A 16,480-nucleotide genomic window follows, 5' to 3' on the forward strand; every position below is an offset into this window, starting at 1 on the left:
CAAATTTATAATAGGGACATCATTAATGTCCCCTAACAAAAATAAAACAAAACATCCAAAATGTATAGTTAAAAGTACAAAAATACCGAAAATATATTTTAGTCAGAGGGTTCTAACATATGTGTGGAAAGGGTTTGCACCGTAAAAGGAAAGAAAACCCTTTCTTAAGAAAGGGTTTTTGTCTCTATTTCTAATGGTTTACGAATTGGAATTAGGATCATAATACAACCAACTAACACAACAATTCCACCTACTAAAAACGGACTTTGTGGTGAAACAGTATGACCGATAATTCCTGATAAAATCGGAGCAATCGCACCACCTAACCAACGAACAAAGTTATAAACACCTGACGTAACAGATCTTTCATAAGGTGAAATATCCATTACATAACTTGTATATAATGCATTGTTTAAGCCAGATGCCAACCCTGATAAAACGATAAGAGTAATTTGTAACCACATAATTTTCACAAAGAATAGTGCAATTAAGAAAATCGCAAATACGAGTAAACTACCCTTCAATAATGTTTTTGGTTCATATTTCCCTTCTAGCTTATGTGCTAAAATTGCAGAACCGTAAGCTAACGCGAGTCCCCATCCGCAAAATACAAAGCCTAATTGAATAGCTGATAAATGCATAATAAGTGGTGAATATGCTAACACGACAAAAAATCCGTAGTAGTATAGCATCCCTGAAATGGCACCTTGCATAAATGGTTTATACTTCACCAGGTTAAGTAATTCCCCTACGCCAGCAGCCTTACGCTTCACTTTTCGTTCTGGTTCTTTTACAAAAAAGAATACTAAAATAAATGCTAAGAAAATTAAAATACTCGTCGCGAAAAACGGATAACGCCAAGAATGACCACCTAATATCCCGCCTAATAACGGTCCGCCAGCCATACCTAAGCCGATAGCTGCTTCGTATAATCCTACTGCTTCATGAACTTCTTTACTTAATGCAATCAATAAAGTCATCGCCGTCGCGAAGAACATCGCATTCCCTAATCCCCATCCAGCGCGGAAAAGAGATAATTGAGCAATCGTTTGCGACATACCACATATAAACGCAAATACAGTCACAATCGCAAGACCGATTGTCATCATCCGTTTATCACCAAATCTCGATGCAAATATACCAGCTGGTAACATCATAATTGCCATCGTTAAAATATAAGCGGTAAATAACATTTCAACTTGCCAATGCGATGCACCAATTTTCTCTGCAATAATCGGCAAAATTGGGTCGACTACTCCTATACCCGAAAAGGCAAGGAAGGTAGCCACCACTGTAATCAATCTCCCTAGTTTTTGTTTGCTCTCCATTTTGATTACTCTCCTTTTGTGCTCTCTAAAAATGTTACTGCACGATGTAAACTATCTTCTAGTTCTGCCTTTACACGTTGCATTTGCTCCATTTTTTCGTCTAACGTTTGCACTTGTTTTTCAAGCATATCTTTAATTTCTTGAATCACTTCACGATCACGAGGGTTTTCGCTATTTCTTCTTTGCTCCATTCTTTCTTTTAGTGATAAGAAATGCTGCATTTCTTGAAGTGTGATTCCTAGCACTTCTTTCGCTTCTACAATTCTTTTAATTCTGGCAATATCCTCATCCGTATACAGACGGATATTTCCCTCACTACGTTCTGGGGGATGAATTAAACCAATTTCCTCATAATAACGAAGTGTACGTTTTGTTAAACCGACTTGCTTTGTTACTTCATCAATTTTATACATGTTTATTCCTCCCTTCACTTGATTATTACATTTTACGTTAACGTTAACTTTTCTGCAACTGTTAGACTTTTGTAAATGTTTGTCATATTCAATTGTATTTTCCCTAAAGCAGTTTCATAATAAAAGAAAAGAGATAATAAGGAGAATTTCACATGAGTAAACCACTTATTTTCGCTCACCGCGGAGTAAAAGGAACACATCCCGAAAATACGATGATTGCCTTCCAAGAAGCAGAACGCATTGGTGCTCACGGAATTGAACTCGATGTCCACTTATCAAAAGATGGTGAACTTGTCGTAATTCACGATGAAACCGTCGATCGTACAACAAATGGCGTTGGACTTGTTTCTGAAAAAACGGTAGAGGAACTACAATTATTGGACGCTGGTAGCTATAAAGACCCTTCTTTCCATGAAGCAAAAATCCCAACGTTGCGTGAGGTTTTCATTTGGCTTTCCACAACGAACTTACAACTAAATATTGAATTAAAGACAGATGTTATTCATTACCCAAATATTGAGGAAAAAGCTGTTGCACTTGTGCGTGAATATCATCTTTCTAATCAAATTGTATTTTCATCATTTAACCATGACTCTGTTTCATTATTAGCAGAAATTGCTCCTGAAATCCCAAGAGCAATTTTATATGATACACCACTTGCTGATCCAATTTCCGAAGCAAAACATAGAGAAGCAAGTGGATTACATCCAAACTTCCAGTTATTAACGAAAGAATTTGTGCAGTTAGCACAAGAGCAAGGATATGTTTTCCGTCCATATACAATTAATGAATACAAAGATTTACAAACTATGATTGATTATGGTGTAGATGTCATCATTACCGATTGGCCAGCACGTGCCTTTGAGCTCCTTTCTTAATGGAAAGGGCTTTTTTATTTTCGAAATTTCATTGTTTAAAATAAACGAAAACCCTCAATACTAATACAATAACGCTTGTATTAATGAGGGGCTGAAAAAAGATGGATCAAACTATGAATCCAAAACTTAAAAAATATAAACGTCTTTTCTTCACCGCAATGTTTTCGTGCGTCCTTTTCTTCGTTTTTTCTTTTTTTGTTATTATTATAGTTGCAAAAATTATGGGACCTCCTCCTGTTGCGGTCCCGCAAACAAGCGTCTTTTACGCAAACGATGATACTGTTATTGGACAAAGTAACGAAATTCAAAAACGTTACAATGTCTCTCTTAATGAAATTTCACCTTATGTAAAAGAAGCGACCCTTTCTATTGAAGATCAAAGATTTTATAAACATCACGGCTTCGATTTGAAACGGATTGCAGGTGCAATTGTTGCTGATTTAAAAGCGATGGCAAAGGTACAAGGAGCTAGTACAATTACACAACAATACGCGCGTAATCTGTATTTAGATCATGATAAAACGTGGAAACGAAAATTGTTAGAGGCAATGTACACTATCCGCCTTGAAGTAAACTATAATAAAAATCATATTTTAGAAGGATATTTAAATACAATTTATTACGGACATGGCGCTTATGGCATCGAAGCTGCGTCCCGTCTATATTTCGATAAAACGGCAAAAGAGTTAACATTAGCAGAAGCTAGTATGCTGGCAGGTATCCCGAAAGGGCCAAGTGTCTATTCTCCCTTTTTGAAAGAGGATCGTGCTAAAGGACGACAAGCTCTCATATTAGATGAAATGGTAAAGCAAGGATATATTACGAAGCAACAAGCAGCCTTAGCGAAGAAAGAAACACTAACTTTTGCCTCATTAGATACGAAAAAAGTAGCAGAGGTCGCACCATATTTCCAAGATGCTGTACAAGCTTCGCTTCTTCGTGATGTCGGATTAGACGAACAAGCTTTACAACGAGGTGGCTTACGAATTTATACAACGCTAGACCCTAAGCTACAAGCTGTAGCAGAACAAGCTGTAAAGGATCATATACCTGACACAACAAACATACAAACTGCTCTCGTCTCTATGAATCCAACGACAGGTGAAGTGGCTGCTCTTGTTGGCGGAACCGATTATACTACGAGTCAATTTAACAGGGCTACACAGGCCATTCGTCAGCCTGGTTCTACATTTAAGCCATTTCTATATTATGCGGCATTAGAACGAGGATTCACGCCTGCTACGCGCTTAAAAAGCGAATATACTGTATTCACCTTAGGTGACGGCGTTTCAAAGTATAAACCGAAGAACTATAAAGATTACTATGCCGATGATTTCGTAACGATGGCACAAGCTCTCGCAGTCTCTGATAACATATATGCTGTGAAAACGAATTTGTTTTTAGGAGATGACGCGCTTGCAAAAACAGCGAAACAATTTGGAATTACAAGTGCCTTAAAAGATGTACCTTCTCTAGCTCTCGGTACATCACCAGTAAAACCAATTGAAATGGTTAACGCTTATAGCATGTTCGCAAACGGTGGAAAAGGAGTAAAACCTACTTTCATTCGCCGCATTATGGATCATGAAGGAAATATATTATACGATGCTCATTTAGAGAGTAAACAAGTTCTCGACAAGAGCAAAGCGTTTGTAATGGAAGAAATGATGACTGGTATGTTTAATAAGAAACTAAGCAGTTATGCTGCTGTAACTGGCCAATCGATGTTATCAAAATTATCAAGAACATATGCCGGCAAATCTGGTTCTACTGAAACGGATAGTTGGATGATCGGATTTACTCCGCAAATCGTAACAGGTGTATGGGTCGGATATGATCAACCTAAATCTATTTCAAACGTAGCAGAACAAGGATATGCGAAGAAAATATGGACTGATACGATGGAGAAAGGCTTAGATGGACAGCCTAAAAAAGAATTTAAACAACCAAGTGACGTCGTAGCGGTTAATATCAATCCAGAGAACGGTAAAATTGCTACAAAAAATTGTCCTATTTCTGTGAAAATGTATTTCGCTAAAGGTACCGAACCGACTGAATATTGTATGGATCACGTCGATGATAAAGAAGAATTTGAAAAAACGACTGAAGAAAAGAAAAAAACAAGTTGGTGGAAAAAATATCTTCCTTGGTAAAAAAAATAGCTGACGGGCACCCGTCAGCTATTTTTTATTCACTTAATAATGCACGGCGCAATTCTTCACTAGATTCGTTCCAAATCGCTTCATTATGTTCTTTCAAGAACGTACCAAGTACCTTTTTAGATGATTCATCCATATGGTCAACCATAATGTGACGCTTCAATGATTTATCCATTTTATTTACGTGTTCTGGAAGTGATTTATATCCGCGGCGAATCTCACGGTCAACTGTCATTTCACAAGCTGTTACACCTGCGTAATACGCACCTGTCGCAGTTCTTTCAATTGTTACCCATACAAGCCAAAATGGTTTTCCATTTGGAACTTCATCTTTATTTGTTAAAAACTTAATACCTTTTTCTACTGTACTACGCGCATGCATCGCACCGATATCAACGAATGCAGTCTTCTCTAGTACATCAACAAATACAGGTGAAATGTTTTCTAAGCTTAATGCCCCAACACCAAATCCACCATGTCCATCTGTTGAATCATTTTTCACGATATTAAAACCGATTTTTTTCTTTTTCTCTGTCATATGTAAAATCCTCCTCACTTAAAAATTATAAAAGGCCAAAAATAGGCGCAATGATGCTATCTAAAAATACAAATACATGCGGAATAACTACCTGAAAAATAGGTTGAATTGTATAATTACTAAGCGGTGTAATAACGAGAATTAATAACGCAATTGCCCCGTATTTTTCATACTGTGTCATTTTCGCGCGAATATTTGCTGGCGCTAAATCCTCCACAACTCGATATCCATCAAGTGGCGGGATTGGTAATAAGTTAAATACAAGTAAAACGATATTCAGCATAATAAAAATCTGGAAAAATTGAGCTAACGTATCTGCCACTGCAGATGGAATTGAGTATAATACACCAAATTTTAATAAGCTATACCAAATAATTAAACCAATTGCACTTAAAATTAAGTTACTAATCGGCCCTGCAATTGAAACTAATATACCTGCCAGACGCGGTCTTTTAAAGTTATATGGGTTAACAGGAACTGGTCTTGCCCAACCGAATCCAAGAATTAATACTGCAATCAAACCGATAGGGTCTAAATGGGCCATCGGTGATAACGTTAAACGCCCTTGTCTCTTTGCTGTATCGTCCCCAAATTTATATGCAACATATGCATGTGCAAATTCGTGAACGGATAGTGCAATAATAATTGCCATTGCTACTAACGGAATTTCGTGCAATGGATATCTAAATAACTGATCCATACTTCATCTCCTCTTCCATATGTCAAAAAAAGAAATTATTTGTTTTTTCGATTGTTCTTCCCCATAATCCGCTATAATAAGAGTGTAACTTACATAAAAGGAGCGATTGTACATGCCATACGTAACAGTGAAAATGCTAGAAGGACGCACAGAAGAACAAAAGAAAGCTCTTGCTGAGAAAGTAACAACAGCAGTAAGCGAAACAACTGGTGCTCCTGAAGAAAACATCGTTGTTTTCATCGAAGAAATGTCTAAAAACCATTATGCAGTTGGCGGAAAACGCTTAAGCGACAAATAATTTCAAGTTTTTTCATAAGAAGCAGCCATTAGCTGCTTCTTATTTCTTTCCTTCTAACAACTCAATAATTCTCTCTTTATATTTTCCTTTTCTTCCATCTTCATAGATTAAATCATGTGGATAGAATAGCTTTTGATCCGTTCTTTTCTTACCTGTAATCGCCTCAACAATATCCGACTCACGTGAAAGCTCTCTAAGCTCTCCGTTTGGCATAAGAAGTAGGATTGGTAGACGCTCTTCTTCTTCTCCTGCACGATAAAAGTCATACGGTAAGTCTGATGTTGAATCAACTACTAAATAATACTCCGGATCAAGTCCAATCTTTTTAAATAAACTACTTAATTCCATCCAATTATCTAAACCGTGTTTATCTGTAAACTCTACATATTTAAATAGATTTCGATTCATAAAACGGCGGCATAAATCGCTTAAAATTGGATCTTCTTCTTCCTGCCATACTTGGAAGTAGTAATACATAACGTTCTCGTCTAACTTTAAATAATCCTCTACTGTTACTTCTTCTTCAAATAAAGAATAGAAATGAACAGGATGATTTTTAAATGTATAATACTTCTCGTGCAGTGATTTCGCACGGTGTAAAATCTTCGTTAAAATAACTTCTGCACTTCGCGTTACCGGGTGGAAATATACTTGCCAATACATTTGATAACGACTCATAATGTAATGCTCAACAGCATGCATACCACTATTTTTAATGACTACTTGATTCCCATACGGACGCATTACACGCAGTATACGTTCCATATCGAAGTTTCCGTACTTTACGCCTGTAAAATAAGCATCTCTTAATAAATAATCCATACGATCCGCATCAATTTGACTTGAAATCATACTAATCGCTAATTTATTAGTAGACGTTTTTGCAATTACATCTGCTACCTTTTGTGGAAACTCCTTATCAACACGACTTAATACATCATTAATCTCCGTATCGCCAACGATAATCTTTTGCGTAAATTTCTCATGATCTAATGAAAATACTTTTTCAAACGAGTGAGAAAATGGGCCGTGGCCGACATCATGAAGTAATGCCGCACATAAACATAACAATCTATCTTCAGCATTCCAATTTGGTCTGCCATCAAACACATCATCAATCATACGACGAATAATTTCGTATACACCTAACGAATGAGTAAAGCGACTATGCTCTGCACCGTGAAATGTAAAAAATGTCGTTCCAAGCTGCTTAATACGACGCAAGCGTTGAAATTCTTTCGTTCCGATTAAATCCCAAATAACACGATCACGCACGTGCACATATTTATGTACTGGGTCTTTAAACACTTTTGTTTCGCTGAGTTTGTCGTTTAAATATACCACTTTCCGACATCCCCCTTTCTTTACTACATTCTTACTTTATATTATAAACGAAATGAGAAACAGAAAGAAATGAAAGACTGTATTAATTCCCTTTATAAAAAGAAAAAATCACCTTTACCGAAGTAAAAGTGATTTCCTTTATACATTATTTACCTAAAACGAATTCAGCAACTTCGTCTAAGATCATATCTTTCCCAAGTGGGAAGTAACCTTTGTTTAAGTCTTCATTTTTAATTGTAAATACGTGGTTGTTTTTAACAGCGTTCATGTTTTTCCAAATTGATTCTTCTTGGAATTCTTTCAAGCGCTGAGAACCGTCACCAGTTGTAAACACGAATAAGTAATCTGGGTTGTAATCGATTAAAGCTTCTTTTTGTACTTGTACTAACGGTTTATCAGTTGGTGTGCCTTTAACTGCTGGTAGTTTTAAATCATTAAAGATTACGCTACCGTAACCGTAGTCACCGTATACGCGGAAAGCATTTGGATATGCAGCCATTTTCATAAATGTTGCTTCACCAGTTTTAGCAACGATTTTGTCATGTAATTTGCTTGCTTTTTCATCATACTTTTTGAACCATTCTTTTGTTTCTTTTTCTTTACCGAAGATTTGACCTACTTCTTCAAATTTTGGACGCCATTGATCTAATGGAGTGTTTAACATAACTGTTGGTGCAATTTTAGATAATTGATCATAAATCTTTTCTTGACGATTATTTACAAGAATTAAATCTGGTTTTGCAGCAGCTACTGCTTCGATGTTAATTTTATCGCCCCAAGCAGAACCAACTGGTTTAACGTCTTTTAGTTTCTTTTCAATATGTGCATCAATTTTTTCTTGAGATGTATTAGCAGTAATAACCGGTTTCATACCGAAAATTAATAATTCTTCTGTTGAACCACTAAGGTCAGCAATTTTCTTTGGGTTTGCAGGAATTTTAATTTCCCCTTTTGCATGTTTTACAGTGCGCTCTTCAGTCTTTGCATCTGCTTTCTTTTCTTCTTCTTTGTTAGAACAAGCTGCAAATAGTACAGAAGTCACAACTAGTACCATTGCTAATAGTGCCATTTTAAAATTCTTCATGTTCCCACTCCTTCTAGCTGTATTTATCTTATAAGTTACAACGAACTATAAGAAACAAAGATAACAATTAATCAATATATATTTATTAATTGTTGTTAATAACCCATTCTAACGGGCGTTCAACTTCCCATTCTTATATAAGAAGCTCAACGTCCATTAGAAGTCCCCCTCTTCACGAGGGGGTTCTACTTATGCTTTTTTACGCAATTGATTACTAATCATCGCTAAATCATATGTTAAACAAATTGGCTTACAGTTTACTGGACATGGAACGATTTGAGCTTCAATCTCAAATACGTTACGAAGTGTTTCACTTGTCATAACTTCATCTGGCGTTCCTTGTTTCATTAACTTACCTGCTTTTAATGCAATCATATGATCTGAGAAACGAGAAGCGTGATTTAAGTCATGGATAACCATAACAATCGTTCTACCTTCTTCTTCATTTAACTTTTTCAATAAGTTTAATACTTCTAATTGATGAGCCATATCTAAGTACGTCGTTGGTTCATCCAATACAAGTAATTCTGTTCCTTGTGCAAGAGCCATTGCAATCCAAACACGTTGACGTTGACCGCCTGATAGCGCTTCTGCTGGACGATTCGCAAATTCTTTCATTCCTGTCACTTCAAGTGCCCAGTTAATGTAGCGATAATCCTCTTCTTTCAACGTGCCAAACCCTTTTTGATGAGGGAATCTTCCATATGACACAAGCTCAAATACAGTAAGACCCGTTGGTACTTCTGCAGTTTGTGGTAAAATCGCCATTTTCTTTGCAATTTCTTTCGTTGGCTGTTTCTCAATTGCTTTTCCGTCAAGATAAACAGTACCTTGCTTTGCCTTCAAAATACGAGACGCCGTTTTTAATAATGTGGACTTCCCACAACCATTTGGTCCAATAATTGTTGTAATTTTCCCTTCCGGAATTTCAACTGTTAACCCATCAATAATTAAACCTTCATTATAGCCAACAGATACCGCATCCACCGCTAAAGTTGCCATACGAAAAGCCTCCCTTTATTTTGTCCTCATAAGTAAATAAATGAAATACGGTGCACCAATTACAGAAATAACAAGACCGACTGGTATTTCTGAAGTTGTTAGTACACTTCTTGAAATTACGTCTGCGAATAAAAGTAAAAACGTTCCTATTAGCGCAGCTGTGGGCAACATAATTTGATGTTTACCACCAACAAGGCGCCTTGCTAAATGCGGGGCCATTAAACCGATAAAGCCAATTCCACCGGCAACAGCAACAGATGCACCTGCTAAACAAACTGCAATAAATAATAATTTACGTCTTTCTTTTTCTACGTTTACACCAAGGCCAACTGCTGTAGAATCGCCTAGGTTCATTACATTTAATATGTGTGCTTTACTTATAGCAAGCGGTAAGAAAATAACCATCCATGGAAGTACACTTAATACGAATTTCCAATCTGTCCCCCATAGACTTCCCGCCAGCCAAATCGTAGCAAAACGAAAATCGTTAGATGTCATCTTCATAGAGAAAATTAAACTAACAGCTCCAAATCCAGCTGCAACGGCAATACCGACTAGTATTAATCGAGTCGATGAAACGCCGTCTTTCCATGCTAGTAAATAAATAATTACCGCTGCTAATATCGCTCCAACTAGTGCGAAGAATGGAAGAATGAATACAGATAAAAATGTACCAGTCCCTACTTTTCCGAAGAAGAAGTAGACGAATATAACAACTGTTAATCCCGCTCCAGCATTAATACCTATAATACCTGGATCAGCAAGCGGATTTCGTGATAAACCTTGCAAAATCGCGCCTGACATAGCTAAAGCAGATCCGACTAGTATAGCAATTACCATACGCGGCATACGGAATTCAAATAAAATAACAGACTGATCTTCAGCCCCTAGTCCAACCAATGACTTTAATACGTCCATTGGCGGGATTTTAAAAGTTCCTGTATTTAAACTAATAAGAAATATAGAAACGATTAGTCCTACTAAAATCGTTAATATAGAAATGTTCTTTTTTGTTAAGACACTCGTCCTCACATCTTTCCTCTCCCTTCATTACGTGCTAAGTAGAGGAAGAATGGAACCCCAATTAGCGCTGTAATTGCTCCAATTGGCGTTTCAAATGGCGGGTTAATAACGCGAGATAACATATCTGCACATTCAATTAACAGCCCACCTAAGACCGCAGAACATGGAATAACCCATCTATAGTCCGAGCCTACGAGGAAACGAGTCATATGCGGAATTACAAGACCAACAAATCCAACTGATCCTGCCATGGAAACTGCGGAACCCGTTAAAACAAGAACAAGTACTGTTCCGATAAATTTAATCAATGTCGTATTTTGACCAAGTCCAATTGCAATTTCTTCACCGAAGCTCAAAATTGTAATATATCTCGACATCATAATTGCGATAAAAAGACAAACAAGGCCAATTGGCACTAACATATTAATACTTTGCCATTTCACTCCAGCGACTCCGCCTGCATTCCACATACTCACCTCTTGGGCAAGATTGAAATACAATGCGATTCCAGATGAAATTGCCCCTAATAAAGCACTAATAGCTGCACCTGCTAAAGCTAATTTCACAGGTGTTAATCCACCTGGTGAAGAAGATCCAATTCCATATACAATGCTTGCACCAAACGCAGCTCCAATAAAAGATGCGATAACAAACATTAAATAAGGTGAATTAGGGAAAAATGCATACATAATTGCAATTCCAAATACAGCTCCATCTGTAATCCCCATTAACGATGGTGAAGCAAGTGGATTTCGCGTCATACCTTGCATAATTGCTCCTGATACCGCTAAAAAGGCACCTGCAACTACGCCCCCTATTGCTCTAGGCATGCGAAGCTCTTGAATTACGTTATGATGTGTAATAGATCCATCAAACTGAAATACAGCTTGCCATACAGTCTTTAAACTAATATCTGCAGCCCCAAAAGAAATAGAAACTGCCATGCTTAAAGCTAACAAAATTGTACCCGCTACTAAAATAATAGAAGCGATGAGCGGTCTGCTCTTAATCTCTTTAACATTCTCTTCTTGCTGTTCTATACTGCTTGCGCTCGCTTCCATCCCTCAACCATCCTAACCAATAACATATATTTATTGAAATGAAATTTATTCTCAAATAGTAATAAAAAAATTAGGTGAATTGTTATTTCCCTGATAATGATTCTCAGAATCAGACACTTCTATTCTACCTATCGCTTTAAAAGACTGTCAACCATTATTTTGAAATATAAATTTATATAAATTGGAATTTTAATACAAAAGTTATGTCCATCCTTTAGAAAACGTTCATCCACACAAGATTACTTTCGCAGAATAAACCATTCCTCTTATGGGCATAAAAAAAGAAGAGGAATCTTTTCACTCTTCTTTTTCTTACTTATTTAACTTTGCTTCAATTTTCATGATTAACTCATCTTCTGTTGGAGCCGCAACTGGACGGTTATTTACAAATGCGAATGATTTTTTACGACCAGGACCACAGTAAGACTGACATCCAACTTCAATCGTTGCACATGAATCTACTTTTTTTAGCTTCGGAACTAACGTTTTAACGTTCGTTGCCTGACAGTCATCGCACACGCGAAACTCGTTTCCCATTATATAACACTTCCTCTATTTTAAACTTTTCTCAAGTACATTTAAAAATAAACACTAAATGGTATTTTACCGCTCTTTGAAGCTCGTTGCAAGTTTCCCTACAAAGCCTATTCTCTACATATTGCTACATATTTATATGCTCTCCTACAGAAGCGCTCACCATTCATGGGAAAATTTTTACCTTTCATCGAAATCTACCATATTTTTAAAAGCTTTGTATAAAAGTTTATTTTTTTGCCCATTATAAAAATAGGAAGTTCATAAAAAGAAAGGGAGTTGAATCTATGAAAGTAAGACAAGATGCTTGGACAGATGAGGATGATTTATTACTTGCTGAAACGGTACTTCGTCATGTTAGAGAAGGAAGTACGCAATTAAATGCATTTGAGGAAGTAGGGGATCAGTTAAATCGTACATCTGCTGCTTGTGGTTTCCGCTGGAATGCTGTTGTTCGCTATAGCTATGAACAAGCTCTTCAACTAGCAAAAAAACATCGTAAAGATAAAATGCGTGCTGCAAGCGGTGAACAAGCGAAAAAACGTTTACTTTATACACCACCAGCTTCAGATTCGATAACTGATTATGAAGAATTAGTACAAGAAGAATCAATCGTACAATATAAAGAAGCTATTCCATATCAAGAATCTACTGCTCCTGCTGCAAGAAGCTCTATGACAATGCAAGATGTTATTTATTTTTTACAAACAGTCGGATCTTCAAATATAAAAGTGACAGCTCTTGAAAACGAGAATACGAGATTGAAACAAGAAATTAAAGCACAAATCCTTCGGAATGAGGAACTAGAAAAGAAACTAGAAAAATTAGAAAAGCAATCTCATACTGTACAAGAAGATTACGAAACACTTATGAACATTATGAACCGTGCTCGTAAATTGGCAGTCATGGATGACGAAGAACGTTCTCAAACATCTTTCCGAATGGACCGAAACGGTAATTTAGAAAAAATTGCAGAATAAGAAGGATGCATGTAATGCATCCTTTTTATTATTTCACCTCTAAGCTCCCCCTTTATATGTGAGAAAACTCCATTCTTCATTTTTTGCTATAATAGAGATTGTCATTTTAAAGATAAGGGGTTAGTTATATGAGCAATTCCCGTTCCATTTTATCTCAGCCAGAGTGGCGCATTGTAGATCAATCTAGTTTAGGACCAACATTCCATGCACTTCAGTCATTCGCAATGGACGACACATTATGCACAAGCATTGGAAATGGCAAGTCAGCCGCAACAATGCGTTCTTGGGTTCATCACAATACAATTGTCCTTGGCATTCAAGATTCACGCCTTCCGCATTTAGAAGAAGGTATTTCTTTTTTAAAACAAAACAACTTCAATGTCATTGTTCGTAATTCTGGCGGGCTTGCGGTCGTGCTTGATGAAGGTGTTTTAAATGTATCACTTTTATTTCAAGAAACAGAAAAAGGTATCGATATCGATCTTGGATACGATACAATGTGGCATTTGATTAAGGAGATGTTAAAGGATTACGACGTTACTATCGAGGCAAAAGAAATTGTTGGCTCTTACTGTCCTGGTAGTTATGACTTAAGTATTCGCGATCAAAAATTCGCTGGTATTTCACAACGTCGTATTCGCGGGGGTGTCGCTGTCCAAATTTACCTCTGTGCTACCGGAAGTGGCTCTGAGCGCGCCGCACTCGTTCGTGATTTCTACAACCTAGCAATTCAAGGGGAAGAAACACGCTTTACGTACCCTGAAATTGTACCAAGTACGATGGCCTCACTCTCAGAATTACTTGGCGAAACCATTACAGTACAAGATTTAATGATGCGTCTTTTAAAAACATTGCAGCAATTCGCTCCAAAGTTAACAACATCTCAATTAACAATAGACGAGATTCCTTTATATGAGACGAATTTACAACGTATTATTGATCGTAATAATAAAGCACTTGGCTTAGAAAAATAAAGACCGTCGCTATAATAGCGACGGTCTTTATTTCAATTCATTATAGAATTAAAGTGCTTGAGCTGCTGTAATTAAAGCTAACTTGTACACTTCTTCTTCGTTACATCCACGAGACAGATCATTTACAGGCATGTTTAAGCCTTGTAAGATTGGTCCTACTGCTTCGAAGTTACCTAAACGTTGAGCGATTTTGTAGCCGATATTACCAGCTTCTAAGCTTGGGAATACGAATACGTTAGCATCACCTTTAATTGTAGAACCTGGAGCTTTTTTCTCAGCTACAGATGGTACGAATGCAGCATCGAATTGGAATTCTCCATCTAAAGTTAACTCAGGAGCCATTTCTTTTGCAATGCGAGTTGCTTCTACAACTTTTTCTGTTTCTGGAGATTTCGCAGAACCTTTTGTAGAGAAGCTTAACATAGCAACACGTGGATCAATGCCGAATAACTCAGCAGTTTTCGCACTTTCGATACCGATTTCAGCTAAATCTTGGCTGTTTGGTGCAATGTTAATTGCGCAATCAGCGAATACATATTTCTCTTCTTCACGTACCATGATGAATACGCCAGAAGTTTTTGTAACGCCTGGTTTTGTTTTAATAATTTGAAGTGCTGGACGAACTGTATCAGCTGTAGAGTGAGCTGCACCACTTACTAAACCGTGTGCTTTGCCCATGTATACAAGCATTGTACCGAAGTAGTTTTCGTCTTTAAGGATTTTGCGAGCGTCTTCTTCAGTTGCTTTACCTTTACGGCGTTCAACGAAAGATGCTACCATTGCATCCATTTCTTCGTATGTAGCTGGGTCGTAAATATCAACGCCTGCTAATGTTAAATTCATGCTAGCAGCTTTTGCGCTAATTTCTTCCTTATTACCAACTAAGATTGGTTTTACTAACTCTTCTTTTGCTAAACGCTCTGCAGCGCCTAAAATTCTTTCATCAGTTCCTTCAGGAAGTACGATAGAAATGCCTTTTCCTTGAACTTTTTCTTTTACTGTTGTAAATAAGTTGCTCACGAATAAACCCTCCTACATATGTTAAAAAAACTCTATCTTTAAGAATACTGCTTTTCTTCTATATTTTAAACTTATAGCTCCCAAAAAATAGATAAAATAAAAATGATTATATTTTCATAAAATTCAGCCGTTAAATTCACCTTGCTTAAACACTTAAATGTGACAATTTTATGCGCCAAGGTTTTATATAGATGATTTTAAAACTATATATGCTATAGTTAACGTGTAAAACTATCATTAACTGAGGTGAATAGAATGAGTGAAGCAACAACAACGTTAGATGGCTGGTATTGTTTACATGATTTACGTTCTATTGATTGGGCTGCATGGAAAACATTATCTAGCGACGAACGCGGACAAGCAGTGTCTGAATTTTTAAATGTCGTTGAAAAATGGAACGAAGTAGCTACTGCGAAAAAAGGTAGTCACGCAATGTATACAGTTGTTGGCCAAAAAGCTGATATTATGCTTATGATTTTACGTCCAACAATGGAAGAGTTAAATGAAATTGAGACAGAATTGAATAAAACAACTTTAGCTGAATATATGGTTCCTGCATATTCTTACGTATCTGTTGTTGAATTAAGCAACTACCTTCCAGCTGATGAGGATCCATACCAAAACCCGCAAATTTTAGCTCGTTTATATCCTGAATTACCGAAAGCAAATCATATTTGCTTCTATCCAATGGATAAGCGTCGCCAAGGTGATGACAACTGGTACATGCTTCCTATGGAAGAACGTAAAAAAATGATGTACAGCCATAGTAAAATTGGTCGTCAATACGCAGGTAAAGTACGCCAAGTGATTTCAGGATCTGTTGGATTCGACGATTTCGAATGGGGCGTAACATTATTCGCTGACGATGTTCTTCAATTTAAGAAACTTATATACGAAATGCGCTTCGATGAAGTAAGTGCTCGTTATGGTGAATTTGGAACATTCTTCGTTGGAAACATTTTACCAGACGAAAAAGTAGAGAAATTTTTACACATATAAATGGTGAAAAGGAACGAAATTCGTTCCTTTTTTTATTCTTCTCTATATTTATCCTCAAAAATCTCCTTTTTTCTGCACTTTTGAAGAAAAACCAACATTTTTTCAAATTTCTTGTAAAATTGTAACCTTTTTATATGTAAAGATA

Annotated in this window: 17 protein-coding genes; 6 read left to right on the top strand and 11 right to left on the bottom strand. The window is 36.7% G+C overall.

What is annotated here, in order from left to right; translation table 11 throughout:
• Window positions 1–164: 164 nt before the first annotated feature.
• Together DN399_RS26495 and DN399_RS26500 are read right to left on the bottom strand one after the other, a co-directional pair.
• Window positions 165–1,328 carry an MFS transporter gene (locus DN399_RS26495; RefSeq protein ID WP_000444227.1) on the bottom strand — a complete coding sequence of 388 codons (1,164 nt, stop codon included), beginning with the start codon at window positions 1,326–1,328 and terminating at the stop codon, window positions 165–167.
• 5 nt (window positions 1,329–1,333) lie between these two features.
• Window positions 1,334–1,741 (bottom strand): MerR family transcriptional regulator, encoded by a 408-nt coding sequence (locus tag DN399_RS26500; RefSeq protein WP_000276560.1) that lies wholly within the window; start codon window positions 1,739–1,741, stop codon window positions 1,334–1,336.
• 152 nt (window positions 1,742–1,893) lie between these two features.
• On the opposite strand from DN399_RS26500, the gene DN399_RS26505 reads away from it, so the two are divergent.
• Both DN399_RS26505 and DN399_RS26510 read left to right on the top strand, forming a co-directional pair.
• Window positions 1,894–2,619, top strand: coding sequence for a glycerophosphodiester phosphodiesterase (locus tag DN399_RS26505; RefSeq protein ID WP_017656744.1), 726 nt, complete (start codon window positions 1,894–1,896; stop codon window positions 2,617–2,619).
• Window positions 2,620–2,720: 101 nt separating this feature from the next.
• Window positions 2,721–4,772: a transglycosylase domain-containing protein gene (locus DN399_RS26510; protein WP_149150090.1), complete on the top strand. Its 2,052-nt coding sequence runs from the start codon at window positions 2,721–2,723 to the stop codon at window positions 4,770–4,772.
• Between the two features lie 34 nt (window positions 4,773–4,806).
• Here DN399_RS26510 and DN399_RS26515 read toward each other — a convergent pair whose 3' ends face one another.
• Together DN399_RS26515 and DN399_RS26520 are read right to left on the bottom strand one after the other, a co-directional pair.
• Window positions 4,807–5,316, bottom strand: a complete 510-nt coding sequence (locus DN399_RS26515) for a YwhD family protein (RefSeq protein WP_000136678.1) — start codon at window positions 5,314–5,316, stop codon at window positions 4,807–4,809.
• 25 nt (window positions 5,317–5,341) lie between these two features.
• A complete protein-coding gene (locus DN399_RS26520) occupies window positions 5,342–6,016 on the bottom strand; it encodes a site-2 protease family protein (protein WP_000372445.1) in 675 nt (224 codons plus the stop codon).
• Window positions 6,017–6,128: 112 nt separating this feature from the next.
• Here DN399_RS26520 and DN399_RS26525 point away from each other — a divergent pair, with 112 nt between their 5' ends.
• A complete protein-coding gene (locus tag DN399_RS26525; RefSeq protein ID WP_001147172.1) occupies window positions 6,129–6,314 on the top strand; it encodes a 2-hydroxymuconate tautomerase in 186 nt (61 codons plus the stop codon).
• 39 nt (window positions 6,315–6,353) lie between these two features.
• Here DN399_RS26525 and DN399_RS26530 read toward each other — a convergent pair whose 3' ends face one another.
• The 6 genes from DN399_RS26530 to DN399_RS26555 all read right to left on the bottom strand — a co-directional run bounded on the left by DN399_RS26530 (window position 6,354) and on the right by DN399_RS26555 (window position 12,365).
• Window positions 6,354–7,658, bottom strand: coding sequence for an HD domain-containing protein (locus DN399_RS26530; protein WP_000262730.1), 1,305 nt, complete (start codon window positions 7,656–7,658; stop codon window positions 6,354–6,356).
• Between the two features lie 145 nt (window positions 7,659–7,803).
• A complete protein-coding gene (locus tag DN399_RS26535) occupies window positions 7,804–8,742 on the bottom strand; it encodes an ABC transporter substrate-binding protein (RefSeq protein WP_000787724.1) in 939 nt (312 codons plus the stop codon).
• A 189-nt stretch (window positions 8,743–8,931) separates the two neighbouring features.
• Entirely contained in the window at window positions 8,932–9,744 is an 813-nt protein-coding gene (locus tag DN399_RS26540) for an ABC transporter ATP-binding protein (protein ID WP_000212068.1), read from the bottom strand.
• Window positions 9,745–9,759: 15 nt separating this feature from the next.
• A complete protein-coding gene (locus tag DN399_RS26545; RefSeq protein ID WP_001260757.1) occupies window positions 9,760–10,776 on the bottom strand; it encodes a FecCD family ABC transporter permease in 1,017 nt (338 codons plus the stop codon).
• Window positions 10,773–11,828: a FecCD family ABC transporter permease gene (locus DN399_RS26550; RefSeq protein ID WP_000388294.1), complete on the bottom strand. Its 1,056-nt coding sequence runs from the start codon at window positions 11,826–11,828 to the stop codon at window positions 10,773–10,775. The genes DN399_RS26545 and DN399_RS26550 overlap by 4 nt, the downstream gene beginning before the upstream one ends.
• A 312-nt stretch (window positions 11,829–12,140) precedes the next feature.
• Window positions 12,141–12,365 carry a YuzB family protein gene (locus DN399_RS26555; protein ID WP_149150091.1) on the bottom strand — a complete coding sequence of 75 codons (225 nt, stop codon included), beginning with the start codon at window positions 12,363–12,365 and terminating at the stop codon, window positions 12,141–12,143.
• 284 nt (window positions 12,366–12,649) lie between these two features.
• Between DN399_RS26555 and DN399_RS26560 the strand changes: the two genes are divergently transcribed.
• Window positions 12,650–13,342, top strand: coding sequence for an RsfA family transcriptional regulator (locus DN399_RS26560; RefSeq protein ID WP_000868358.1), 693 nt, complete (start codon window positions 12,650–12,652; stop codon window positions 13,340–13,342).
• A 128-nt stretch (window positions 13,343–13,470) separates the two neighbouring features.
• The gene (gene lipL, locus DN399_RS26565; RefSeq protein WP_000071951.1) at window positions 13,471–14,316 is read left to right on the top strand and encodes an octanoyl-[GcvH]:protein N-octanoyltransferase; all 846 of its coding nucleotides are present in this window, start codon (window positions 13,471–13,473) and stop codon (window positions 14,314–14,316) included.
• A 48-nt stretch (window positions 14,317–14,364) separates the two neighbouring features.
• Here the strand turns inward: lipL and pta are convergent, their stop codons facing one another.
• Window positions 14,365–15,336 (bottom strand): phosphate acetyltransferase, encoded by a 972-nt coding sequence (gene pta, locus DN399_RS26570; protein ID WP_000067215.1) that lies wholly within the window; start codon window positions 15,334–15,336, stop codon window positions 14,365–14,367.
• Between the two features lie 255 nt (window positions 15,337–15,591).
• Here pta and hemQ point away from each other — a divergent pair, with 255 nt between their 5' ends.
• Window positions 15,592–16,335, top strand: coding sequence for a hydrogen peroxide-dependent heme synthase (hemQ, locus tag DN399_RS26575; protein WP_001287595.1), 744 nt, complete (start codon window positions 15,592–15,594; stop codon window positions 16,333–16,335).
• Window positions 16,336–16,480 lie beyond the last annotated feature (145 nt).

Origin of the sequence: Bacillus sp. AR4-2 (genome assembly GCF_008274865.1) — a bacterium.
GTDB lineage: Bacteria > Bacillota > Bacilli > Bacillales > Bacillaceae_G > Bacillus_A > Bacillus_A cereus.